This window comes from Streptomyces sp. NPDC059008, from assembly GCF_042749045.1.
GTDB lineage: Bacteria > Actinomycetota > Actinomycetes > Streptomycetales > Streptomycetaceae > Streptomyces.
In genome coordinates, this window is sequence record NZ_JBHYJC010000006.1 from 95723 (window position 1) to 119370 (window position 23648).

Sequence of the window (23648 nt, forward strand, 5' to 3'; positions counted from 1 at the left end):
GGACGTGTATGTTCCGGGGCCGAGAGCCATGGAAGGGACCAATCCGGTGAACAAGAAGCTTGTGGCTGCACTGTCCGGCGGTGCGGCACTGGTGCTCGCGCTGACCGGCTGCAGCGAGGACAGCAGCAAGAAGCTCAACGACTGGGCGAAGACGTTCTGCGACCCCGCGCAGGCTCAGTTCAAGAAGATCCAGGACGCCAACGCCGCCATGCAGACGGCCGACAACGGCAGCACGGACTCCAAGAAGGTCCAGCAGACCGACTCGGCGGCCTTCCAGCAGATTTCCGACGCCTACGCCGCGCTGGCCAAGAACCTGGACAAGGCCGGGCCCCCACCGAGCGAGAACGGCGAGCAGGCGCAGAAGGACGCGGTCAAGGAGCTCAACTCGCTCTCCAAGGGATACGCGGACCTCAAGAAGCAGGTCGAGGGCCTGAACACCGCGGACAAGCTCAAGTTCGCGGACGGTCTGCGCGACCTGTCCAGCGGCATCAACAAGCTCAACAAGCAGAGCGAGCAGGCCTTCAAGAAGCTGGAGTCCGGCGAGGTCGGCACGGCGATGGCCAAGCAGAAGGGCTGTCAGAGCCAGGGCGCGTCCGGTTCCCCGGCGCCCAAGAAGTCGTAGGAGCCGGCCGGCGTACGACGCCTGGAACCGGTCCCGCGTACAGGGACCGGCAACGGATCCGTACGGCCCGGCGACGCGCCCGAGGCGGGCGTGGCGCCGGGCCGTCGCCGATTGTCAGTGACAGGGCCGACAATGGGGGACGTGAGTACGCACCTCCCCACCGCAGATGCCCAGGACCCCGAGAGCAGCGCCCGCACCGCCCGGCTGCGCGAGGCGCTGCTGGCCGCCGCCTTCACCGCCGACGGGTTGCTGGACCTGCTCGGCGCCCCGGCCTACGCCGCGCTGGCCCGCAGCGAGACCGTTCCCGCGCTGCGGGCGACCCGCGGCGACAGTCCGCTGGAGACGCTGGTGCGGCTCTTCCTGCTCCAGCGTCCGGTGGCGCTGCGGCAGGCGCGGGCGGCGCTGCCGGTCGAGGACTGCCTCGCCGACGGCTGGCTGGTGCAGGACGGCGACGAGCTGCGCGCCCAGGTGGACGTACGCCCGTACGGCGGCCCCGAGGGGCAGGACTGGTGGATCGTCTCCGACCTGGGCTGCGCGGTCGGCGGCGCCGGCGGCATCCGGGGCGCCGGGGAGGCCGAGCGCGCACAGCTGGTGCTCGGTGTCGGCGGCGCCTCCACGACCCTGGCCGGGATCACGGTCCGCCGGCCGGTCGCCAAGGCGCTCGATCTCGGTACCGGCTCCGGCATCCAGGCGCTGCACGCCGCCCAGCACGCCACCCGGGTCACGGGCACCGACCTCAACCCCAGGGCGCTGCGGATCGCCGCGCTGACGCTGGCGCTCTCCGGGGCGGGCGCGGCGGACCTGCGCGAGGGCTCGCTGTTCGAGCCGGTCGGCGACGAGACGTACGACCTGATCGTGTCCAACCCGCCGTTCGTGATCTCGCCCCCGGCGTCCGACGGGGCGCGGCTGACCTACCGGGACGGCGGCATGGGCGGCGACGACCTGTGCCGGACGCTGGTCCAGCAGTCCGCCGCGCACCTCAACGACGGCGGATACTGCCAGCTGCTGGCCAACTGGCAGCATGTGGCGGGCGAGGAGTGGCACGACCGGCTGCGCTCCTGGGTGCCGCGCGGCTGCGACGCCTGGATCGTGCAGCGCGAGGTGCAGGACATCACCCAGTACACCGAGCTGTGGCTGCGCGATGCCGGTGACCACCGTGCCGATGCCGGGGCGTACGCCGCGCGGTACGACGCCTGGCTCGACGAGTTCGAGGCGCGCAAGACCAAGGCCATCGGCTTCGGCTGGATCACGCTGCGCAAGTCCGGGTCCGACACCCCGTCCATCACGGTCGAGGAGTGGCCGCATCCGGTCGAACAGCCGCTGGGGGAGTCGGTCGTGGGGCACTTCGACCGCCAGGACTACCTGCGGTCCACCGACGACGCGGCGCTGCTGGCCGGTCACTTCCGGCTGGCCGACGAGGTGGTCCAGGAGCAGGTCGGGCTGCCCGGTGCGGAGGACCCCGAGCATGTGGTGCTCCGTCAGAACCGCGGAATGCGAAGGGCGACGAAGGTGGACACCGTAGGGGCGGGCTTCGCCGGGGTGTGCGACGGCTCGCTGCCCGCCGGGCGGATCCTCGACGCCATCGCCCAACTCGTCGGCGAGGACCCGGTCCTGCTGCGGGACCGCACACCGGCCTCCATCCGGATGCTGGTCGAGCAGGGGTTCCTGGAGCCGGTGACCGAGGCCGACTGACGGCCGCAGGAGAGGAGCGGAGGGCCGGAGGCCAGGGGAGGGGCCGAGGCAGGGGACCGGGGGAGCGGGTCCGTACGGGACAGGCGGAAGCCGTTCATCCGGCGTTCGCCCGGATGCCGTCCTGGGGTGTCAACCTGCCCGCATGGAGAGTGGACCCGAGGTGTTCGCCGGTGCGGCCTTCGCACTGTTCGGCGCCGGACTGCTGGTGTGGACGGGCGTCTGCGCACGGACCGGCCAGCCGGTCGCCGAGGGCGTCAGCCGGCCGGTCGCCGCCCTGGCGGCGCTGCTGGCAGGAGTGGTGTTCCTGGCCACGGGGGGCTGGCTGCTGGCCACGCTGTAGCCGTCCTCGCGGCCTGCCATGAGCCGTAGGCCTGCCAAGAGCCGCGTCGTCCCACGCCGCCCGTCGTGCCGTCGCGCCGATCAGCCGCTCCGATGCGCCACCGCGATGAGCCACCACGAGTGAGCCACCGCGACGAACCACCCCGATAGGTCGCTCCGTGTGCTTCCGGTCAGTTCTGTAACAGCCGGCCGACAGATGGCCGATATGTGCCGTTACGTGGAACGCCGGCAGGCCCCTGGCCATGTTCCTCGGTGAAGGTCACCCACGGCCCCTACACCGTCAGTGAGGAACTCCCATGAACCGCGCACTTCGCTACGCCACCGTCGGCGCCATCGCAGTCTCCCTGCTGGCCGGCGGCTCGGCCGCCGCCTTCGCCGCGCCGCAGGACCTCCACACCGCCAAGCCGGTCGTGGCCGCCGCTCCGGCCGCCGCCTCGCTGACCGCCAAGGCCAGCGTGAACTCGGTCAAGGCCTGGCAGGAGTTCCGGATCTCCGGCGTCGCCAAGGGCATCAAGGCCGGCAGCAACGTCACCGTCCAGCAGAAGCAGGGCAAGAAGTGGGTGTCGCTGCCCGCCAAGGCCCCGGTCAACAAGAGCGGTGCGTACTCGGTACGGGTCAAGCTCGGCATCAAGGGCGCCAACCAGCTCCGCATAGCCGCGGGCAGCACCGTCTCGCCGGTGGTCGCGGTCACCGTCCGCTGACGTCGAGACCGTCCCCTCACGTCCGGCGGACGGCCGGGGCGCGCTCCGCGTGGCGCGCCCCCAGGCCACCGGACGCCCTACCCCACCAGGTTGCGGGCGACCATCCACACCGCGCCGATGCCGAGCACCACGGCGTTGGTCCGGGCCGTCAGCCGCATTCGGTGGGCCCGCCCGCGGAGCCCCGCGACCAGCCAGCGCACGGCGACGAACGCCACGGCCGGCACGCCCAACGTCAGGAGCACGGCGTTGTCGTGGAAGGCCGCGACGACATCACCGTGCAGCAGGTCGTACGCCATCCGCGTGCCGCCGCACCCCGGACACAGCAACCCGGTGCACCACTTGAACGGGCAGGGCAGCAGCGCCTGCCCGGGCTGGTGCGGATTGGTGTGCCAGAGGTAGACGGCGGCCGCCCCGCCCACGCCCAGCGCGATCGACGCCCGGCGCAGGGTGCGGCTGCGGATCGACGCCCCGGTGGGCGGCCGAGCGGGTTCCAGGGGGGTCACACGCTCAGCGACCTGGCGTAGTTGACCTGGTTGAGCACGAACATCACCTGCTCGCGCGACTGCACCGGGACCATCGTGGAGTGGTGCCGGCCCCCGCTGTTCACCGTGACCTGCACGAACCCGGTCGTCACCCGCTCCTTCATCAGCAGGAACAGCAGGCCGAGCAGGCAGAAGAGGAAGAAGACGATGGCGAGGACGACCGCGTGCGCCGGGATCTTCTCCTCGGTCCGCGACATGTCCGTCGCCGTCCAGATGGCGCCCTTGAGAGGCATCGGCCCGGCCGGCGTCATGATCGTGTCGCCGCTCACCGCGATGTCCCCGAGCGACAGCGCCATCCCGCCGGCCTGGGGCGCGGCCTGGAACGCGCCGGGCGCCGGCGGCGGAGCGCTCGGCGCGAAAGCGGGCGGGGGCGGCGGCGAGCCGGCCTGCGGATAGCCGTATCCGGGCTCCCCGGGGCGGCCGCCCTGCGGGTATCCGTAGCCGGAGTCGGCGGGCTGGCCGCCGGCAGGTGTGGCGTACGGATTCTGGCCGGGCTGGCCGGGCTGCTCCGGTGGCGGTCCGGGGTACTGGTTCGCCATGGGTGATGTCCCCCCGAGTGTCTGTGTGACCACGGCGGTGATCGGCTCGAGCGGTGAGCCGTGCCGTGTGTTCGTCCTGCGCCCATCCTGCCAGCCCGCTCATATGCCGTATCGGGCGATGACGGGATCCGGCGCCGCCTTGTGACCGTCGCCGGTGCCCGTCGGCGCGGCGGCGGGGACGCCGGGCGCACCCGCGCCCCGCACGCGGCCCGTCACTCTGCGAGATCGTCGGCGGCCCGCCGGTAGCGGGTGCGGAGGTCGACCGGGGAGGGGGCCGGGAACCGCCGTGGACCCGTCATGATCCATCCGACCCGCTCCGGGGCCCGTAAAGAGCGGCTGATGCGGTCCGGGCGGCATGAAGCCATGTAGTCGGGTTACCGTTCGAGTGGCGTTGCGGGGTTTTTCCGTTTGACACGGGGGCGGGAGGTACCGTCACACTCCGCAGCGTCAAGCGTCACCGCAGTGCGCCCCGGCGTCCAGGCCGGGGAGCAATCCCAGCGTCGACCGGAGAGAAGAGCGAAGTTGTCCCCGACCAGCGAAGCCACAGAGGGCGGCGGCCGCCGACTTGTCATCGTCGAGTCGCCTGCCAAGGCGAAGACGATCAAGGGCTACCTCGGCCCTGGCTATGTGGTCGAGGCCAGCGTGGGGCACATCCGCGACCTGCCCAACGGTGCGGCGGAGGTCCCGGCGAAGTACAAGGGCGAGCCCTGGGCCCGCCTCGGCGTGAACGTCGATGCCGACTTCCAGCCGATCTACGTCGTCAACAGCGACAAGAAGGACCAGGTCAAGAAGCTCAAGGAGCTGCTGGCCGAGTCCGACGAGCTCTACCTCGCCACAGATGAGGACCGCGAGGGCGAGGCCATCGCCTGGCATCTGCAGGAGATCCTCAAGCCCAAGGTCCCGGTCCACCGGATGGTCTTCCACGAGATCACCAAGGACGCGATCCGTGAGGCCGTCGCCAACCCGCGCGACCTCAACCAGAAGCTGGTCGACGCCCAGGAGACCCGGCGGATCCTCGACCGCCTCTACGGCTACGAGGTCTCGCCGGTCCTGTGGAAGAAGGTCATGCCCCGGCTGTCGGCCGGCCGTGTGCAGTCCGTCGCGACCCGGCTGGTCGTCGAGCGGGAGCGCGAGCGCATCGCCTTCCGCTCCGCGGAGTACTGGGACCTGACCGGCACCTTCTCCACCGGCCGGGCCGGTGACGCGAGCGACCCGTCGACCCTGACCGCGCGGTTGAACACCGTCGACGGCCGCCGGGTCGCACAGGGCCGCGACTTCGGCCCCAACGGGCAGCTCAAGAACGACGTACTCCATCTGGACGAGGCGAACGCCCGCGCGCTCGCCGCCGCCCTGGAGAACGCCGACTTCGCGGTGCGCTCGGTGGAGTCCAAGCCCTACCGCCGCTCGCCGTACGCCCCGTTCCGTACGACGACCCTCCAGCAGGAGGCCAGCCGCAAGCTCGGCTTCGGCGCCAAGGCGACCATGCAGGTGGCGCAGAAGCTGTACGAGAACGGCTTCATCACCTATATGCGTACGGACTCCACCACGCTCTCGGACACCGCGGTCGCCGCGGCCCGGGCGCAGGTGACGCACCTGTACGGCGCGAACTACCTGCCGGACAAGCCGCGCACGTACGCCGGCAAGGTCAAGAACGCCCAGGAGGCGCACGAGGCGATCCGCCCCTCCGGCGACCGCTTCCGCACGCCGGCCGAGACCGGGCTGACCGGCGACCAGTTCCGGCTCTACGAGCTGATCTGGAAGCGGACCGTCGCCTCGCAGATGAAGGACGCCACCGGTAACTCCGTCACGGTCAAGATCGGTGGCCGGGCCGCCGACGGCCGCGACGCCGAGTTCACCGCGTCCGGCAAGACCATCACCTTCCACGGCTTCCTCAAGGCCTACGTGGAGGGCGCCGACGACCCCAACGCCGAGCTGGACGACCGCGAGCGCCGGCTGCCGCAGGTCGCCGAGGGCGACGCGCTGGCCGCGCGGGAGATCACCGCCGACGGGCACGCCACCAAGCCGCCGGCCCGCTACACCGAGGCCACCTTGGTCAAGGAGCTGGAAGAGCGCGAGATCGGCCGCCCGTCGACGTATGCGTCGATCATCGGCACGATCCTGGACCGCGGCTACGTCTTCAAGAAGGGCACCGCGCTCGTCCCGTCGTTCCTCTCCTTCGCGGTGGTCAACCTCCTGGAGAAGCACTTCGGCCGTCTGGTCGACTACGACTTCACCGCCAAGATGGAGGACGACCTCGACCGCATCGCCCGTGGTGAGGCGCAGGCCGTGCCGTGGCTGCGGCGCTTCTACTTCGGCGAGGGCGAGGCCGAAGGGGCCGCCTCGGACGCCGGCAACGGCGACGGCGACCACCTCGGCGGGCTCAAGGAGCTGGTCGAGGACCTGGGCGCGATCGACGCCCGGGAGATCTCCTCGTTCCCGGTCAGCGACGACATCAAGCTGCGGGTCGGCCGCTACGGCCCGTACATCGAGCGCGGCGAGAAGGACTCCGAGGGCCACCAGCGGGCCGACGTCCCCGACGACCTCGCGCCCGACGAGCTGACCGTGGAGTACGCCGAGGAGCTGCTCGCCAAGCCCAGCGGCGACTTCGCGCTGGGCACCGACCCGGTCAGCGGCCACGAGATCGTCGCCAAGGACGGCCGCTACGGCCCGTACGTCACCGAGATCCTGCCCGAGGGCACCCCGAAGACCGGGAAGAACGCGGTCAAGCCGCGTACCGCCTCGCTCTTCAAGTCGATGTCCCTGGACACGGTGACCCTTCAGGACGCGCTCAAGCTGATGTCGCTGCCGCGGGTCGTGGGCGCGGACGCCGAGGGCGTGGAGATCACCGCGCAGAACGGCCGCTACGGCCCGTACCTCAAGAAGGGCACCGACTCGCGCTCCCTGGAGAGCGAGGAGCAGCTCTTCACCATCACCCTCGACGAGGCGCTGGCGATCTACGCCCAGCCCAAGCAGCGCGGGCGGGCCGCCGCCAAGCCGCCGCTGAAGGAGCTGGGCACGGACCCGGTCAGCGGCAAGCCGGTGGTGGTCAAGGACGGCCGCTTCGGCGCGTACGTCACCGACGGCGAGACCAACGCGACGCTGCGGCGGGACGACGACGTCGAGACGATCACCGCCGAGCGCGGCTACGAGCTGCTGGCGGAGAAGCGCGCCAAGGGCCCGGCGAAGAAGACCGCCAAGAAGACGGCGGCGAAGAAGACCGCGGCCAAGAAGACGACGGCCAAGAAGACCGCGGCCAAGAAGACGACCACGGCGAAGAAGACGACCACGGCGAAGAAGACGACCGCCAAGAAGGCCACCGCGAAGACCGCGGCGGCCAAGAAGACGGCGGCGTCGGCCGACGACTGAGACCGTGCCGCACGGCTTCGGGCGCAGGACAAGGGCGGGCAAGACGGACACGTTCCGTCGAGCCCGCCCGTTTGTTCGGGCAGGCGCCCGACGGCGCGGACCGTCCCTATAGGCTGGCGAGATGACGCGTACCGAGCAGCCAACGGTCGTGACCCCCACTTCAGGCGCCCTGGCGGCGGATTCCCGCGAGCGCGCGGTGCGAGCCCTGCTGCGCTTCCCCCCTCTGAAGCGACTGTGGAGCGCCCAATTTGTCGGGGGCATCGGCGATGCCCTGTCCATGCTTGTCCTGATAGTGCTCTCCCTTCAGGCGGCGCTGTACGTACCGGTGGGGGGCGAGGCCGTCTTCGGCGGCGGCTATCGGGGCGTCGCCCTGGCGGTCACCACGGTCTTCGCGGCCCGGATGCTGGCGATGCTGCTCTTCGGGGCCGTCCTGCTGGGGCCGCTCTCGGCGCTCACGGCGCCCTCCGGGCCGCTGGACCGGCGCTGGACGATGATCGGCGCGGATGTGCTGCGGCTCGCGCTGCTGGTGATCGCCCCGCTGTGGATCGACTGGACGCCGGCCGACGCGCTGGCCTGGCTGCTGGTCACGGTCTTCGTCACCGGCGTCGCCGAACGCTTCTGGACCGTCTGCCGGGAGAGCGCGGCCCCCGGACTGCTGCCCACCCCGCCCCCGGAGGGCGCCGCGGTGCGGCCGCTGCCGGACAACATGGACGCCCTGCGCCGGCTCTCGCTGCGCACCACGTTCGTCTCGCTGCCGATCGCGGCCGCCGCCCTGGTGGTCGTCACGCTCGTCAGCAAGCTCCTGGGCACCGGCATCGACTGGTTCCAGCTCCACCAGGTCGCGCTCGGCTCCTATGTGGCCGCCGGGCTGTTCGCCGCCTCCGTATCGATCCTCTACTTCATCGAGCTTCCCGGTACGCAGACACCGCGCCCGCGGTCCCCCCTGGAAGGGCTGCGCCGCCCGAAGACCACCGCCGACAAGGCGGAGGGTGCCCGGCCGGGCGCCGACAAGGGCCGTACGGGAGCGATCCCGCTGCTGGTGCTGGCCTGCGCGGCGGTGGCCGCCGGGATCGCCGCGGCCGTCGCGCTCGCCGTGCTCCACGCCTACGACCTGGCGGGCGGACCGGCCACCTTCGCGCTCCTGGTGCTCGCGCTGACCGGCGGTACGGCCGTCGGCATCCGCGGCGCCCGCCGGGTGCTGCCCGCGCTCTCCCGGCGCCGGCTGCTCGCCCTGGCGGTTGCCGCCACGGGCCTGGCGCTGCTGGCCATGGGCCTGGTCCCGGACGTGACGACGGTCGTGGTGCTCGCGCTGCTGGCCGGTGTCGCCGCCGGCATCGCCGCCAATACGGGGCACACCCTGCTGGACCAGGAGTCCGAGGAGTTCCGCACCGCCCGTACGACCGAGCATCTGCACGCCGTCGTACGGCTCGCGATCGCGCTGGCCGCCATCGTCGCGCCCCTGCTCGCGGCCGTCATCGGCCCGCACCACCTCGGCAGCGGCACCTTCGACTTCTCCTACGGGGGCGCGGCCTACACGCTGATGCTGGTCGGCGCGCTGCTGCTGCCGGTGGCCGCCTGGGTCCTGAGCAAGCTCGACGACCGCGAGGGCGTGTCGCTGCGGCGCGATCTGCGCGAGGCGCTGCGCGGCGGCGACCCGGCGCAGACGCCCGCCGCCGCGGGCTTCTTCATCGCCCTGGAGGGCGGCGACGGCGCCGGCAAGTCCACCCAGGTCGAGGCGCTCGCCGAGTGGATCCGCGCCAAGGGCCACGAGGTCGTGGTGACCCGTGAACCGGGCGCCACCGCCATCGGCAAGCGACTGCGCTCGATCATCCTGGACGTCTCGACGTCCGGGCTCTCGGACCGTGCGGAGGCGCTGATGTTCGCCGCCGACCGGGCCGAGCACGTCGACAGCGTCATCCGGCCGGCCCTGGAGCGCGGCGCGGTCGTCATCACCGACCGGTACATCGACTCCTCGGTCGCCTACCAGGGCGCCGGGCGTAACCTCGCGCCCACGGAGATCGCCCGGATCTCCCGCTGGGCGACGGACGGCCTGGTCCCGCACCTGACGGTGCTGCTCGACATCTCCCCCGAGACCGCCCGCGAGCGCTTCACCGAGGCACCGGACCGGCTGGAGTCCGAGCCCGCCGCCTTCCACCAGCGGGTACGGGCCGGCTTCCTGGCCCTGGCCGCCGCCGACCCCGCGCGCTATCTGGTCGTCGACGCCGGGCAGGAGCCCGAGGCCGTCACCACCGTCGTACGGCACCGTCTCGACCAGGTCCTGCCGTTGTCCGAGGCCGAGGTCAAGGCACAGGCCGAGGCCCGTAAGGCGGCCGAGGAGGAGGCCCGCCGCAGGGCCGAGGAGGAGGCCGCGCGCAAGGCGGAGGAGGCGCGCCTGGAGCGTGAGCGCCAAGAGCAGCTCGCCAAGCTGCGCGCCGAGGAAGAGGAGCGCAAGCGCCAGGAGGCCGAGCAGGCCAAGGCGCTGGAGGCCGCCCGGCAGGCGGCCGAGGCCCGGCAGCGCGCCGAGGAGGCCCGCCAGGCGGCGGAGGAGGAGCGGCAGCGCCGCGAGGCCGAGGAGCGGGCCCGCCAGGCCGAGCAGGAGCGGCTGCGCAAGCAGCACGAGGAGCAGGCACGGCTGCGCCAGGAGGCCGAGGAGCGCCGCCTGGAGAAGCAGCGCAAGGCCGAGGAGGCACTGCTGCGCGCCGAGCAGGCGCGGGTGGAGGCGGCCGAGGCGGCGGCCGCGGCGGAGGCCAGGGCCCGCGCGGAGGCCGAGGCGCCCACCGCGGAGACGCCGGTGGCGGATCTGCGCAAGCGGCTCGGCGAGGGCGGCTCGGCGGATGCCTCCGCCGGTTCCGGATCGGACGAGGAGCGCACGGAGTCGCTGTCGTGGCCCGAGGCGCCCCGCGGCGGCGAGGCGTCCGGTACGGCGGACGAGACGGCCGTGCTGCCTTCGGTGCGCGAGGAGCCGGACGGGCGGGGGAGCCACGCTTCCGACGCGGAGCAGACCACCGTGCTGCCTCCGGTGCGCGAGGAGCGGGACGGGCGGGGGAGCCACGGCTCCGACGCCGAGCAGACCGCCGTCCTGCCACCCGTACGGCCGGACGCACACTCCGATGGCGTACGGGAGGGTGGCCCCGCGGACCGGGTGCCGCCGTGGATGTTCCGCAAGGAAGCCCCGAACGAGGAGGCCGGGGGCTCCTCCGCTGCCGAGTCGGGCGTGGAGCGCACCCGTGAACTCCCGCAGGTCGACCCGTCGACGGGCCGCCCGGCACAGTCCCCGCAGCGCAGCCGCCCCCGACCCGAATGGGCGGAGGAGACCCCGCTGGACGATCTGCCGACGCTCGCCGACGAGCTGCTCGGCCCGCACCCGGGTGACGACGCGGACGGCGGCGCGGGCGACGACGGGGACCGGGGCGGTCGGGGACGGCGCCGCTAGGCGTATCCGGCCGAACGGCGGGGCCCGAGACACCGGCCGTGGCCGCAGCGGACATGCTGCGGTCACGGCCGATTTCCGTCTCCGGGCGGGCGGCGCCGGCCGGCCCCCGGAAACGGCTTCCGGATTCGTTTGTCAGTGGGTTGCACCACAATGGGTCGAGCGAGTCACGAGCAGCACGGAACGCAAAGGAACGGCAGGCAGCGATGGCGGTATGGGACGACGTGGTCGGCCAGGACCGGGTGACGGCGCAGCTGGCCGCCGCCGCGCGCGATGCGGACGCCCTCGTCACGGCTGAGCACGCGGCGTCGCAGGACCGGTCCGGCGAGCAGTCGCAGCCGGCGACCGACCGCGGCGGCGCCTCCCAGATGACGCACGCCTGGCTGTTCACGGGCCCGCCCGGTTCCGGCCGTTCCACCGCGGCCCGCGCCTTCGCCGCCGCCCTGCAGTGCGTCAGCCCCGATCGCGCGCTCGGTGGCGCGCCGGGCTGCGGCTTCTGCGACGGCTGCCACACGACGCTGGTGGGCACCCATGCCGACGTCGAGATCGTCCGCACGGACCTGCTGTCCATCGGCGTCAAGGAGACCCGCGACCTGGTCCGCCGGTCCTCGCTCTCCCCGGCCGGTGGCCGCTGGCAGGTGATCGTCCTGGAGGACGCCGACCGCCTCACCGAGGGCGCCGGCAACGTCCTGCTCAAGGCCGTGGAGGAGCCGGCCCCCCGTACGGTCTGGCTCCTGTGCGCCCCCTCCATCGAGGACGTGCTCCCCACCATCCGCTCCCGCTGCCGCCACCTCAGCCTGCGCACGCCACCGGTCGGCGCGGTCGCCGACGTCCTCGTACGGCGCGACGGCATCGACCCGGAGGCCGCCGACCGGGCCGCCCGCGCCACCCAGGGCCACATCGGCCGGGCCCGTCGCCTCGCCACCGACGAGCGCGCCCGCGCCCGCCGCGCGGCGGTGCTCAAGCTCCCCCTTCGCGTCGATGACATCGGCGGCTGCCTCAAGGCCGCCCAGGAGCTGATCGACGCCGCGGGGGAGGACGCCAAGCAGGTCGCCGAAGAGGTCGACACGAAGGAGACCGAGGAGCTGCGCGCGGCGCTCGGCGCCGCCGCCGGGACCGGCGGCCGGCTGCCCCGTGGCACGGCCGGCGTCATGAAGGAGCTCCAGGACAAGCAGAAGCGCCGCGCGACCCGCACCCAGCGCGACAGCCTCGACCTGGCCCTGGTCGACCTCACCGGCTTCTACCGCGACGTCCTCGCCCTCCAGATGGGCGCCTCGGTCCCGCTCGCCAACGACGAGGTGCGCGACAGCGTCCAGCGCATCGCCGGCACCTCGACCCCCGAACGCACCCTCCGCCGCATAGAAGCCGTGATCGCCTGCCGCGACGCCCTCGACCGCAACGTGGCCCCTCTCCTGGCGGTCGAGGCGATGACCGCAGCCCTCCGCGCCGGCTGACACCGGTCCTATCCACCCACCCCGAACCACCAACAAAAAACCCGAACCCCACCCCCACACCCAACCCCCGCCCCCAACCTCACCACCCCCTTCGAGAAGCCGACCACACAAGGTCCCCACTCGAATACGCTCCGTCCAGATTCCGGCCCCCGCCACCCACCCCGACCCTTCACCCACCTGCCCCTCACCCCACCCATCCCTCACGCACGCACCCCCTCACCCCACCCACCCATCACTCCACCCACCCCGCACGCCACCTCCCAAGGACCGCACCGCATTCCACGCCCCACAGCGACACCCCCGCCCACACCCGCTCCCCGCACTCCAGGCTCCAGATCCAGGGGACCGAGACCAAGGGACCGCCCATGTCCACCAGCCGCCTGCTCCGCACCTCCGCCGCCTTCCTCGCGGCCTCTGCCCTGCTGATCTCCGGCTGCTCCTCGGAGCGTTCGTCCCCCGACGCCGACGCGTCCTCGGGCCGTACGACGGAGGCCGGCGCTCCGCGCCCCGCCGACAGCTCCCTCCAGCCCCTCCCGACCGCCATCCCGGCCAAACTCCGCCCGTACTACGACCAGAAACTGAACTGGCACGCCTGCGGAACCGCGGGCTTCGAGTGCGCCACGATGCGGGCGCCCCTGGACTACGCCAAGCCCAGCGCGGCCACGGACCTCAAGCTCGCGGTGGCCCGTAAGAAGGCCACCGGCCCCGGTAGCCGGCTGGGCTCCCTCATGGTCAATCCGGGCGGCCCCGGCGGTTCGGCGATCGACTACCTCCAGCAGTACGCGCCACAGCCCGCCCCGGTCCGCGCGCGGTACGACATGGTGGCGATGGACCCGCGGGGTGTGGCCCGTAGCGAGCCGGTCGAGTGCCTGTCCAACAAGGAGATGGACCGCTACACCCAGACCGACCCGACCCCGGACTCCCCGGCCGAGGTCGACAAGCTCACCGCCGCCTACCGCGGCTTCGCCAAGGGCTGCCAGTCCCGCTCCGGCAAGGTGCTCGCGCATGTCTCCACGATCGAGGCGGCCCGCGACATGGACGTGCTGCGCGCCGTCCTGGGCGACAAGAAGGTGACGTATGTGGGTGCCTCCTACGGCACCTTCCTCGGCGCGACCTACGCCGGCCTGTTCCCCACCCGCGCCGGCCGTATGGTCCTCGACGGAGCCATGAACCCGGACCTCGACGCCCGCACGATCAACATCGACCAGACCACCGGCTTCAACACGGCCTTCACCGCGTTCGCCGCGGACTGCATCAAGAAGCAGGGCTGCCCGCTGGGCGACAAGAGCACCGAGGACGCCGGCCGGCAGCTCACCGGCCTCTTCAAGAAGCTGGACGCCCATCCCGCGGAGACGGGCGAGGAGCGCAAGCTCACCGAGTCCCTCGCCACCACGGGCGTCATCGCCGCGATGTACGACCAGCGCGCCTGGCCGATGCTGCGCGACTACCTAGCCCAGGCCAAGGCCGGCAACGGCCGCGGGCTGCTGAGCCTCTCCGACAGCTACTACGAGCGCGAGCCCAACGGCAGCTACGCCAATCAGATGTACGCCAACCCCGCCGTCAACTGCCTCGACCTCGCACCCGCCTTCACCAGCCCCGACCAGGTGCGCGGCGCACTGCCTAGCTTCCGCAAGGCCTCCCCGGTCTTCGGCGACAACTTCGCCTGGGCAGCTCTGAACTGCGCGTACTGGCCGGTGAAGTCCTCCGGCAAGGCCCACCGCATCGAGGCCAAGGGCGCCAACCCGATCGTCGTCGTCGGCACCACCCGAGACCCGGCCACCCCCTACACCTGGGCCAAGGCCCTCGCCGGCCAGCTCTCCAGCGGCACCCTCCTCACCTACGAGGGCGACGGCCACACCGCCTACGGCCGCGGCAGCGACTGCATCGACGCCGCGATCAACACCTACCTCCTCGACGGCACCACCCCGGCCAAGAACAAGCGCTGCAAGTGACCCACCTCACACTCACCGCCGCCCTTCCCTGACCAGCCCGTAAACCGGTTACAGACCACCCCTCTGCGATGTGTAGACTGGGCCGCGCACCACGCCGCCTTAGCTCAGTTGGCCAGAGCAACGCACTCGTAATGCGTAGGTCTCGGGTTCGAATCCCGAAGGCGGCTCAGTGAAAGCCCAGGTTGGACATCGTCTGACCTGGGCTTTTCTTTGCTCTGGGCCCGGCGGCACGGAAACGTGATGATCTTCGCGCCTTCCTGCGAGCGCGATGCGAGCGCGCCGGCCTCGACAGGTGCCTCAGCCGCCTGCCGGGCAAGCCGTTCGAGGGCCTGCTGCGCGATGTCCTCAACTGCCCGCCCGTCGTGCGTGGCAGCCTCGACGATCTGCGCGACGAGGCGTTCGAGGGCGGTCTGTGTGCCCTGCTCGACTTGAGGCTCGGCAGTCGCCTCGTCCGGCGCTTGCTTGGGACTGCGTGCCGCGCCGCGCGGAACGACGGCGGCGGTTGCCTCGGCGGCCTCGCGTGCCGCTTTGGGCATGACCGACTGATAGATGTCCCGAGTGATCCGGGTGTCACTGTGCCCGAGAGTCTCAGAGACGGCCACGCCTCACCCCATTCGAGGCGCTCGGCGTCCTGCTTGATCCGGTGCTCTTCGAGTACCTCGTCGGTGTACGTGATCAGGTGGAACAGGCCGTAAAGCCGCTCTCCGGTATCGGCGAGGAAGTCGAGGAACTGCCCTGCCTGTTCCGGTGTCCACACCATGACCGGCGACGGCTTCTCACCGGTCCGCAGCCACTCCTCGACAATGTGCTCTTCCCGGACGATGGCCTTGGGACGCTTCGCCGGTCCGAGTTCGACGTAGGAAGCGGCGTTGCACGTGATCGCCCCGCGGCCGATGGCGGTTGATGTCGGGGCCCCGACGGCATCCAGGAACGTGCCGATCTTCATGGGGGGCACCCCCTGGCCGGCGGGACGATCCAGGCGGCCGTGGTGGTCACTGGCGTCGGCCCGGCTACCTGCTGCCGTTCGCGCGGAAAGGCAAGGTAGACCGGCTTGGTCCTCGATCCTCGGGGGGCACCGGACCGTTCACCTCGCCTGCGGCGCACCTCCGTGGTGCGATGGAACGTGGGGAGGAAGGAGAGAGCGATGGTCCCACCCGCAGCGGAGCGCAAGAGTGGCGCGGTCCCAGTATCAGTCCGCCCGCTGGGCGAGGCGGACCTGGATCAGGCCGATGAGATCTGCAGGGTCGCCTTCGGAACCTTCCTGGGTGCACCTGATCCTTTCGGGACCACCGACTACGTCCGCACCCGCTGGGCGGCCGATCCACAAGCGGCGTTCGCGGCGACGGTCGAGGGCGACGTAGTTGGATCGAACTTCGCCGCCAACTGGGGCAGTGTCGGGATTTTCGGACCGCTGACCGTACGTCCGGATCTGTGGGACCAGGGCATCGGCAGGCGTCTGATGGAGCCGGTCATCGACTGCTTCGACACCTGGGGGAACCGCCACCTCGGCCTGTTCACCTTCGCGCACAGTCCCAAGCATCTTGAGCTCTACCGCCGGTACGGCTTCTGGCCTCGATTCCTCACAGCCATCATGAAGAAGCAGGTCACAGACGGTGCCGCAGTCCCCGGCCGGGTGCTCTACGGCGAACTGCGCGCCGCCGAGCGGCCCGACGCACTGAGCCTCTGTCGCGCACTGACCGGAGCCGTGTACGAGGGCCTGAGCCTGGAACGCGAGATCGTGGCCGCGCACGCGCAGGGGCTCGGTGACACCATCCTCCTCCAAGGCGCCGGCTCCGAGCTCGACGGCCTGGCCGTCTGCCACTGCGGAGCCGGGTCGGAGGCTGGCGTGGACGTGTGCTTCGTCAAATTCGGCGCCGTACGACCTGGTCCGGAGGCCGCCGACCGGTTCGAGCGACTGCTCGACGCATGCGAGCAGCTGGCCGCCGAGCGCGGGCTGGGGCAACTGGACGCCGGCATGAACCTGGGTCGCCCGGATGCCTACCGGCGCATGATCGACCGCGGTTTCCGCACCTGGTTGCAGGGCGTGACCATGCACAGGCCCAACGAACCCGGGTACAGCCACCCCGACGCGTATGTGATCGACGACTGGCGTTGACCACCGCGGCGCTCGGCCCGCAGAAATGCCCGGTGCTGTCAGAACCTGTGGATATTCCGGGCCAGTTCCGACGGCAAGACACCTCCTGGACCACGATCGAAGCGCTGTCCGTTCGGACAAAGCCAGAGCGCCCTACCGTCCTACGTCTGATCACCGCGAGAGTGCAGGAATACGCCTGTACGGCCCATCTGGGCGCCATACAAGGGGCGTTGAGGGGGGACGATCGATGGTGCCACTGCTGCCCGGCCGCGGTGACGGCCGGACAGCAGCAGCCGTCATGCCGCTCGGTTGTGCCGCACCGCGTAGACCGCGGCCTGGGTCCGAGCGGACACGTTGAGCCGGGTGAAGATCGCTTGCATGTGGTTCTTGACGGTTTTCTCCGTGATACCGAGTGCCCGAGCGATGTGGCGGTTCGTCATGCCGTCGGCCAGCAGGGCGAGTACCTCAAGCTGGCGCGGTGTCAGGGCGCTGGAGGGAGACTTCTCGCCGGCCGGTTCACCGCCGCGATTGGTCGCCCCTCTCCCCTGAGGAGCGTGGGTGGTCCGAGCCTCTGCTCGTCGCGGACGCGGGCGCGTCGTCGTCGAGTCCTGAGCGACGGGGATATCTGTCTGCTGGTCGGTCAGAGGGTGTGTGCGGTCGCTATTTCGCGCAGCCATCCGTGTCGTCTTTCCCCCGTGGTCGAATGGATGGTCCCGCGCCCGGTCGGCTCCGATAGGAGGCCCCAGGCCCGGTAGTAACCACGCCGACTGTATCGAGATCGAACTCGGGAGGGGGCGGTAGTTGTCAAGAATTCGGAGGCAGGTAGCTGTCAAGATTTCGGAGGCAGGTTGGTCCGAGAATCTTTGATCAGTGTTCTTGCTGGTCGCGGCTGGGTGGGTTGATCCAGGCGGCGGTGGGCAGGGCGGCGGGTTCGGGATGGCGTTGGTAGGCGGCGGTCAGGACCTCGGCGCGGACGACGGCGTTGACGGCGTCGGTGTGTCCGTGGTGGACGTCGTGTGGAGTGTGCCAGGCGATCCCGGAGTGCCGGTGTGCGGTGTTGTACCAGGTGAAGAAGGTGCGACAGAAGGCGCGGGCCTGTTCGACGGTGTCGAAGCTGTCCGGGAAGTCGGGCCGGTACTTCAGCGTCTTGAAATGCGCTTCGCTGTAAGGGTTGTCGTTCGAGGTCCGCGGTCGTGAGTGGCTTTTCGTGACGCCGAGGTCGACGAGCAGGAACGCCACCGGTTTGGAGGCCGTCGAGGTGCCGTTGTCGGCGTGGATGGTCAGCGTGTTCTCGGCGGTAGACGGTCGCCGGGCCCTTGTCGACGTGGTCCGGATGGTTCAGCAGCGACCGCAGCGTGGCGCGTCCGGCCGGTGCCAACACCCCCGGCTGCGGCGCGGTGATCGCCCCGTCGATCACGGCGTCGACTCGCTCCCGCTGCTCGAGCTGCCGGTCGCGAGTTGCCCCAGCGGCGCGGAGAGTAAAGAGCGCCCCTACCTGCCCTGTTGAGTGACTCGTACTCCCGCAGGACCCGGGCTTTATGGGCGGCCGATTACGTTCGTGACCTGGCCTTCGCCGGCACCTCGGGATCGGGTGCCTTGCTGCTGGAACGCACCGGGCCGGGTCTCCTTGCCCGCCCTCAACTCAATATGTGAAGAGTAGGTCTTGCCTCATACGATCTTGGAAGAGAGGGTCTTCCTCAGTGTCGTGAAGCTTCGCAATTCCATGATCACTGATGTGGCCTCGCCCGTTGCCGCGGCCTCCACAGAGGGCGCCTACCCCGCGAAAAGCCAGGTCAACGACTCACCGTCCGAGAACGCAATGCCCCTGCGTCTTCTGCTGCCTACTGTCGCGCTCATCCCGGAGCCCGTCCCAGGGCTCGGCCGCCGGCCCGTCGACAGCAATAACCGTGCTTATGGGCCTGTCGGCGGGCGTCGGAGCATAGCGGGCGTCGAAGCATAGCGACAGCCAGTTGTGGGTCTTAAGTCCTATGTACGACCGACTTGACGGTCTGACAATCTGCCCGTGGTGGCAATCCAGCCACTCAGGAGGGCTGCGGAGTCGTGAGCGGCCCCCGGTGGTTGGGTTTTACGTCCCCGCACTGGTGCATTTGGTCAGACACACGTCGGGGCCGGGTGTGCGCCGTGCCGCCGGAGTGCGGCGATGCCGCCGCACGCACGGCCGAGGTGGTCGTCAGAACCGCCCAGAAATTTCAGCGAAAGAGGGAGCAGTGACGACCGAACTACAGCGGCCGGTGGACGACCCGATTGTCGTCGATGATCCCGAGGGCCTCTCGTTCCGGGTGGATCGCCGTGCCTACACCGACGACGACGTGGCCGCGCAGGAGATGGCCAAGATCTTCGATCGCTGCTGGTTGTACGTCGGGCACGAATCGGAGGTGCCCGAGCCGGGCTCCTACGTGTCACGCGACGTCGGCGGGCGCCCGGTGGTCATGGCGCACGGGTCCGACGGGGTGATCCGGGTGTTCGCCAACAGCTGCACTCACCGCGGGGCTCTGCTCTGCTCGCAGCCGGCCGGGCAGGTCAAATCGTTCCGGTGCCCGTATCACGACTGGACGTTCTCCAATAAGGGCGAACTGACCGGGGTTCCGATTCCGGACGGGTACGGGCCGGGCTTCCGGAAGGCGGACTTCGGCCTGGCGAACCACCGTAGTGACAGTTACCGCGGTTTCGTCTTCGTCACCTTCGATCCGAAGCAGCCGCGCACCCTGACCGAGTACCTGGCGGGAGCCACGGAGTACATCGATCTCGTCGCCGACCAGTCCGAGACCGGGATGGAGGTGATCCAAGGCGCGCAACTCCACGGGGCTCAGGCCAACTGGAAGCTCATGATGGAGAACAGCGTCGACATCTACCACTTCCGAGCACTGCACAAGCGCTACGTCAGCTACATGCAGTCGCTCGGGTCGGTGCCACCACGACGACGAGGTGGCTTCGGTCGCGCCCTCGGCCTGGGCCATGGAGCCAACGAGCTGCCGCCGGCCGCGGCCCGCCCGCTCGCCCACTGGACGCCGATGTTCGATCCCGAGCTCCGGCCGCGGATGGAAGCGACTGCCGCACGTTTCGTGGAGAAGTTCGGCGCCGAACGCGCCGAACGGATCACCGGCATGAATCGCGCGCTGATGATCTTCCCCAACTTGATGATCATCGACGCGATTGCGCTCACGATTCGCAAGATCGACCCGGTCGGCGCCGACCGGATGGCTATCACCTCGGTTGCGCTGGCCCCCAAGGACGAAGATCCGGAGATCCGGGAACTCCGCAAGAGTCACTACCTGACGTTCCTCGGTCCCGCCGGCTTCGCCACTCCCGACGACATCGAGATCGTCGAGTCGTGCCAGCGCGGTTATCTCAATCGCACGGTGCGCTACTCGGATCTGTCGCGCGGTATGAACAAGGAGATCCCCGAGACGACCGACGAGCTTCCTGCCCGCGAATTCTGGCGGCAGTGGGACCGGATGATGCACGGCGACGACGGTCACGTCGAGGTCGCTCACCAGGCCGAGTTGCAAGGGGCAGAAAAGAAATGACCAGCGAACTGATAGTCGACGATGCAGCCCAGGTGAGGCTGCACCACCGGGTGAGCCAGTTCCTTTTCCGTGAGGCTCGGCTGCTCGACGAGTGGCGTCTGCTCGAGTGGTACGACGAGATGCTGACCGACGACGTCCGCTACGTGGTGCCGGCCACCGACGTCCGCGGCGAGTCGGCCGGCGCGCTCGGGCTCATCGCCGACGATGCCGCCCGGCTTCGCCAGCGGATCGAGCAGATCCTCAATGGTGAGGTGTGGTGCGAGGACCCTCGGTCGCGAACGAATCGCGTGATCAGCAACGTGGAGATCCTGGCTGATCAGGGCAGCTACCTCGAGGTGGCGGCGAATGTCGTCGTATACCGCTTCGGGCACGGGCGCTCCGACGCCTACGTCGGAAAGTATCGGTTCGAACTCGTCCCCGAGGGCCAGTCGTTCCGGATCCGGAGGCGGGTCGTGGTGCTCGACCACGAGACGTTGTACGAGCACGGCAAGATCAGCATCGTCCTGTGATGGGCCGATGACAGCGGCCGGCCCTGACGGCTTCCCCACCGTCGCCGCCGCAGCCAAGCCGGGTCTCCCTCGCGAGGTCAGGGAGCCCGGGCTGGTCCTCGTCTTCGTGACGTCGTGACGTCGTGACGTTGACAACCGTTCGGCCCCAATATGGAGGAGTTGACCGATGAATGAGCCGTCTGCCCGGCGCGAGCGGGGTGAAGCCGTCTTCAAGGAGGTCTTCGGCCGCGAACCGCGCCCGGGTAACTACCCGGATTTCCTGCAGATCACAGTCGAACATTTGTTCGGTGAGATATGGGCCCGCCCGCACCTGAGCCTCGAGGAGCGCGAACTGGTCGCACTGACCGCGGTCGCGCTGGCTCGGACCGATTGGGAGTTGCGGGGCCACATCGGTGCCTCCCTGAACCTCGGGATGTCGCGGGAGAAGATCGTCGAAGTGATCATTCAGCTCGCCTACTACGGCGGCTGGCCGGTCGCCAACAACGGACTGCGCGTCGCCCAAGAGGTCTTCGCCGAGTTGGACAACGCCACCGGGAAGGGCGCGGATCATGACCAGTGAAGCGATTTCTCTCGAACCGGCGGAGAAGGTCGACCTGTGGCGCCAGCGGTACTTCGAGGCCCAGGCGGCCGCGGAAGAGTTCGTCCTGGGAGAGCACGGCGAAGAAGGCCTGGCCGGATGGATCGAGGCGAACTCCCGCATCACCGCGGACCTGCTGCGAGCGCAACGGCCCGACGGGGTATCGGCCACCGATCACTTCATGACCCGGATGCAACGTCAGCTCTTGCTGTACGACTCGGCAGTGTCCACCGAGCCTCAGCCCTCGGGCACCGTCCTGCGTAACGCCGACTGCGGGATCCTCCGGTACCGCAAAAAGGCTGCCCGCGCCGGCGTCGTCCTGACGTTCAAGTCACCGTGCGGGTACTGCCAGAAACTCCACACCGCCATCGCCTCCCGCTACGTGGAACCGGACGTTACGGTGTCGTGCGAACAGGCGGGCGACGGGTGCACCTGGCGCGCGGAATCTGCTCACGCTCCGGAGGACGCGGCCGAGTGACCGCACCGCGGACGAGCTGCTGATCGAACCGACAGCAGTACAGCTTCCCGCCGGTCGGCCGGGAACGGCGTTCAGCGGCGCCACCGACTCGGACATTTTTCGCGACGTCGCCGGACCCCCGGACCGAAACGTCTTCCAGCACTTCTCGCACCTGTCTATCGGAGTGATCAGGCATGCCTTTGTCGATGGTCGACAAAATGATCCGTCTCAACCTGATGGCCTTCCCGCGCCCCCTCAATGTGGCGCAGTTCTACCCGGCGCTTTCAACGTACAGCGTCGAGCAGCCTTTTTCGCTCGACGATTTTCGAGACGCGGTCGGTCACTTCTTCGACGAGAACCCGCTCTTTTCGAAGTGCCATTTGATCGAGCGAGAGTTCGAGAGTCCGGAAGAATTCCCGGTCGAATCCTTTCAGGGGATCGTGCTCGACGAGTACCCCAACTACTACGACGGCTTCCTGTTGATGTCCGTCACGTACAAGTCGGACCCCAACATCCAGGGGATTTTCACAGCCTTCCCCATGTCGATGCAGGACGGCTACAGGTGCTTCCGCTTCCACCAGGCGTTGATGAGCACCATGAAGGCGGGCGAGGACCGGTTCCACATCGCACAGGCGATAGCGGAGCTCCAACTGCAGACCGCTGACCTGGACCAGTACCTCCCCGCGAGGAAGCCGTCCGTTGATGAGAACGAAACCGTGCGCCTCATGCCCTGGACGCTTCGGGAGACCGTCGAGCCGGCTGGGAAGATCGGTTCATTTCTCGACGCGGTCAAGGCGGAGTTCCAGAAGAGGTCCAGCGAGAACCTTCTCGTGATGAAGAACGCCTCGTACGCCGCAAACCTTCCCTTCGGAAACCATCTCATGTTCCTGTTCGTTCCGCGCGAGGCGGTCGGTCGGAGCAGTGGTAATCAGATTCGCGACTACTACAAGGAGCTGGCGGCCGAAGCGGAGAAGGCCGTCGCGGAGTTGGAGAAGCCGGAGGACTTCGCACGAGCCGGCGCGGAGGTGTTTCCGTGGATAGGCACGCATCCCCGTCGATTCGGCGTCAACAACTACGGCGACGTCTCGCGGTACGACGGGTCGGACTTCCTTCCGGAAAAGGGAACCCTCGTGCAGTACCAGTGGCACATGCCCTACCTCGTCTCGCAGGGAGCGGCCACAGAAGGATCGGGAATGTACATGACCATTACCCTCAACGGTAAGGCGTTCCATTTCCTGACGCAGCGGCGGTAGGGAAAGACAAAGATCGTCACGTTGTCCTGCACGTGGAAGCGTCTCCCGTCGCTGACAGACGCGTTGCTCGAGGCGGGGGCGATCGTGCATGCGCGGACGATGCCGACTGAGCGTGCACCGGGATCGTTGTTCCCGTGGTACCTGCGCCTACGGAACAAGAACGTGGCTTCGGCGTGCGCCAGCCGGAACGATCACCAGGACCTGGCCCGCACCGCGGCCCTCGACCTCTGTATGGCCGTGGGCCGCCAACTCGGCATGACCCTAGACGGCAGCCGGTCGCCGGCCCACAACCGCGCGGCACTGCCGTTGGTTCAGTCACCGCCTCGTCAGCGGTGCGGTGACCGGGTCGGGTCCTTTCCTGGAGCGTGCGCGGATTCCGCGCGCCAGGGGAATCCGTCGCCCGTCTGTTCGCACGACAGCGTGACGTCCGGTTCGGTTCCACCCTGAATCGGTGCTCAGTCAGGACGGTGAAACACAACACCAGAAACAAGCAATAGCTTGAGTCGGGAGCAGCCATGAAGGTCGTCAAATCTTTTTACAGGATATACCTTCGAAAGACGGAACTCGAAGCG

The 23648-nt window shown here is 69.7% G+C and carries 18 protein-coding genes, 1 tRNA gene and 1 pseudogene; 15 read left to right on the plus strand and 5 right to left on the minus strand.

The window, feature by feature from the left end:
- The first annotated feature begins 46 nt into the window (after positions 1–46).
- The 4 genes from ACFWZH_RS10775 (at position 47) to ACFWZH_RS10790 (ending at position 3354) form a co-directional block, all read left to right on the plus strand.
- Positions 47–622 carry a small secreted protein gene (locus tag ACFWZH_RS10775; RefSeq protein WP_384427898.1) on the plus strand — a complete coding sequence of 192 codons (576 nt, stop codon included), beginning with the start codon at positions 47–49 and terminating at the stop codon, positions 620–622.
- Positions 623–754: 132 nt separating this feature from the next.
- Positions 755–2314 carry a methyltransferase gene (locus ACFWZH_RS10780; protein WP_384427899.1) on the plus strand — a complete coding sequence of 520 codons (1560 nt, stop codon included), beginning with the start codon at positions 755–757 and terminating at the stop codon, positions 2312–2314.
- 142 nt (positions 2315–2456) lie between these two features.
- Positions 2457–2654 (plus strand): hypothetical protein, encoded by a 198-nt coding sequence (locus tag ACFWZH_RS10785; protein WP_384427901.1) that lies wholly within the window; start codon positions 2457–2459, stop codon positions 2652–2654.
- A gap of 295 nt (positions 2655–2949) precedes the next feature.
- Positions 2950–3354, plus strand: a complete 405-nt coding sequence (locus ACFWZH_RS10790; protein WP_384427903.1) for a hypothetical protein — start codon at positions 2950–2952, stop codon at positions 3352–3354.
- 77 nt (positions 3355–3431) lie between these two features.
- Here the strand turns inward: ACFWZH_RS10790 and ACFWZH_RS10795 are convergent, their stop codons facing one another.
- Positions 3432–3857: a DUF2752 domain-containing protein gene (locus tag ACFWZH_RS10795; protein WP_384427904.1), complete on the minus strand. Its 426-nt coding sequence runs from the start codon at positions 3855–3857 to the stop codon at positions 3432–3434.
- On the minus strand, positions 3854–4435 hold the full coding sequence (locus tag ACFWZH_RS10800) for a hypothetical protein (protein ID WP_384427906.1): 582 nt from the start codon (positions 4433–4435) through the stop codon (positions 3854–3856). Before ACFWZH_RS10800 ends, ACFWZH_RS10795 begins: the two co-directional genes overlap by 4 nt.
- A 522-nt stretch (positions 4436–4957) precedes the next feature.
- Here ACFWZH_RS10800 and topA point away from each other — a divergent pair.
- The 5 genes from topA to ACFWZH_RS10825 all read left to right on the plus strand — a co-directional run bounded on the left by topA (position 4958) and on the right by ACFWZH_RS10825 (position 14804).
- Entirely contained in the window at positions 4958–7801 is a 2844-nt protein-coding gene (gene topA, locus ACFWZH_RS10805) for a type I DNA topoisomerase (protein WP_384427908.1), read from the plus strand.
- A gap of 121 nt (positions 7802–7922) precedes the next feature.
- A complete protein-coding gene (gene tmk, locus ACFWZH_RS10810; RefSeq protein ID WP_384427910.1) occupies positions 7923–11234 on the plus strand; it encodes a dTMP kinase in 3312 nt (1103 codons plus the stop codon).
- A gap of 203 nt (positions 11235–11437) precedes the next feature.
- On the plus strand, positions 11438–12685 hold the full coding sequence (locus ACFWZH_RS10815) for a DNA polymerase III subunit delta' (protein ID WP_384427912.1): 1248 nt from the start codon (positions 11438–11440) through the stop codon (positions 12683–12685).
- Between the two features lie 365 nt (positions 12686–13050).
- Complete coding sequence (locus ACFWZH_RS10820; RefSeq protein ID WP_384427914.1) at positions 13051–14637, plus strand: alpha/beta hydrolase; 1587 nt, start codon at positions 13051–13053, stop codon at positions 14635–14637.
- A gap of 93 nt (positions 14638–14730) precedes the next feature.
- Positions 14731–14804 (plus strand) — tRNA-Thr (locus ACFWZH_RS10825).
- Here ACFWZH_RS10825 and ACFWZH_RS10830 read toward each other — a convergent pair.
- Positions 14804–15583 carry a hypothetical protein gene (locus ACFWZH_RS10830; protein ID WP_384427915.1) on the minus strand — a complete coding sequence of 260 codons (780 nt, stop codon included), beginning with the start codon at positions 15581–15583 and terminating at the stop codon, positions 14804–14806. The two genes, ACFWZH_RS10825 and ACFWZH_RS10830, sit on opposite strands and share 1 nt — an antisense overlap.
- 198 nt (positions 15584–15781) lie before the next feature.
- On the opposite strand from ACFWZH_RS10830, the gene ACFWZH_RS10835 reads away from it, so the two are divergent.
- Positions 15782–16753, plus strand: a complete 972-nt coding sequence (locus tag ACFWZH_RS10835) for a GNAT family N-acetyltransferase (protein WP_384427917.1) — start codon at positions 15782–15784, stop codon at positions 16751–16753.
- 275 nt (positions 16754–17028) lie between these two features.
- Here ACFWZH_RS10835 and ACFWZH_RS10840 read toward each other — a convergent pair whose 3' ends face one another.
- Together ACFWZH_RS10840 and ACFWZH_RS10845 are read right to left on the minus strand one after the other, a co-directional pair.
- Positions 17029–17409, minus strand: coding sequence for a response regulator transcription factor (locus tag ACFWZH_RS10840; RefSeq protein WP_384427919.1), 381 nt, complete (start codon positions 17407–17409; stop codon positions 17029–17031).
- Between the two features lie 190 nt (positions 17410–17599).
- Positions 17600–18016: pseudogene (locus tag ACFWZH_RS10845) on the minus strand (transposase); the annotation flags it as partial.
- Between the two features lie 944 nt (positions 18017–18960).
- Here ACFWZH_RS10845 and ACFWZH_RS10850 point away from each other — a divergent pair.
- The 5 genes from ACFWZH_RS10850 to ACFWZH_RS10870 all read left to right on the plus strand — a co-directional run bounded on the left by ACFWZH_RS10850 (position 18961) and on the right by ACFWZH_RS10870 (position 23076).
- Entirely contained in the window at positions 18961–20280 is a 1320-nt protein-coding gene (locus ACFWZH_RS10850) for an aromatic ring-hydroxylating dioxygenase subunit alpha (RefSeq protein WP_384427921.1), read from the plus strand.
- Positions 20277–20789: an aromatic-ring-hydroxylating dioxygenase subunit beta gene (locus ACFWZH_RS10855; protein WP_384427923.1), complete on the plus strand. Its 513-nt coding sequence runs from the start codon at positions 20277–20279 to the stop codon at positions 20787–20789. Before ACFWZH_RS10850 ends, ACFWZH_RS10855 begins: the two co-directional genes overlap by 4 nt.
- A gap of 166 nt (positions 20790–20955) precedes the next feature.
- The gene (locus tag ACFWZH_RS10860) at positions 20956–21348 is read left to right on the plus strand and encodes a carboxymuconolactone decarboxylase family protein (RefSeq protein ID WP_384427925.1); all 393 of its coding nucleotides are present in this window, start codon (positions 20956–20958) and stop codon (positions 21346–21348) included.
- A complete protein-coding gene (locus ACFWZH_RS10865; protein ID WP_384427926.1) occupies positions 21338–21844 on the plus strand; it encodes a hypothetical protein in 507 nt (168 codons plus the stop codon). The genes ACFWZH_RS10860 and ACFWZH_RS10865 overlap by 11 nt, the downstream gene beginning before the upstream one ends.
- Before the next feature lie 197 nt (positions 21845–22041).
- Positions 22042–23076, plus strand: coding sequence for a hypothetical protein (locus tag ACFWZH_RS10870; protein WP_384427928.1), 1035 nt, complete (start codon positions 22042–22044; stop codon positions 23074–23076).
- The last annotated feature ends 572 nt before the right edge of the window (positions 23077–23648 follow it).